The sequence below is a fragment of the Snodgrassella sp. CFCC 13594 genome (assembly GCF_001590725.1).
In the GTDB taxonomy this organism is placed as follows: domain Bacteria; phylum Pseudomonadota; class Gammaproteobacteria; order Burkholderiales; family Neisseriaceae; genus Snodgrassella.
The window spans coordinates 1-612 of sequence record NZ_LQXR01000077.1 but is presented as its reverse complement, the minus strand read 5'-3'; the positions used below and the strand labels follow the sequence as shown (position 1 = coordinate 612).

Below are 612 nucleotides of genomic sequence, written 5' to 3'. Positions count from 1 at the left end.
GTTCATGTTCAAGCAGGTTCGTTAATTTTAACGGGGGACACAACGGACTTTGGTGGCAATACCGCCATTGATAGTGGTAGCACGTTGCAGCTCGGCAATGGTGGCGCTTCAGGCAGCCTGAACGGCGATATTGCCAATAACGGGATTTTGGCATTCAATCGATCTGATGATGCTTTGATGATCGATGATGCCATCAGTGGCTCAGGCCAAGTACAACAAAATGGTAGTGGCACCACCACTTTAACAGGAGTCAATACCTACACGGGTGATACCATCATCAATCAAGGTACTTTGGCTGTGAACGAAGATGGTGCACTCACTGCTACCCGTTCGATTAGCGATGACGGTACTCTGGCCATTAGCGACAATGGCAAAGTCACCACCGGCCATGTGAATTTGGGCACAACCGATGGTAAAAAAGGCATATTAACCATTACCGATGCAGGCAGCTTAACCACTAGCGGTACGCTCAATATTGCTTATGCTGCCAACAGCACTGGCGAGGTAACGGTTGATGGGACAGATGCCAAACTGAATACGGTGCAAATTACAGTGGGTGAGCAAGGCACGGGAACACTGAATGTTAAAAATGGCGCTACTGTAACTGTAGAC

Annotated in this window: 1 protein-coding gene; it reads left to right on the top strand. The window is 48.4% G+C overall.

Features of this window, described 5'->3' with window-relative positions:
* A partial coding sequence (locus tag A2F46_RS11790; protein ID WP_197457672.1) for an autotransporter-associated beta strand repeat-containing protein occupies nt 1–612 on the top strand: 612 nt, incomplete at both ends.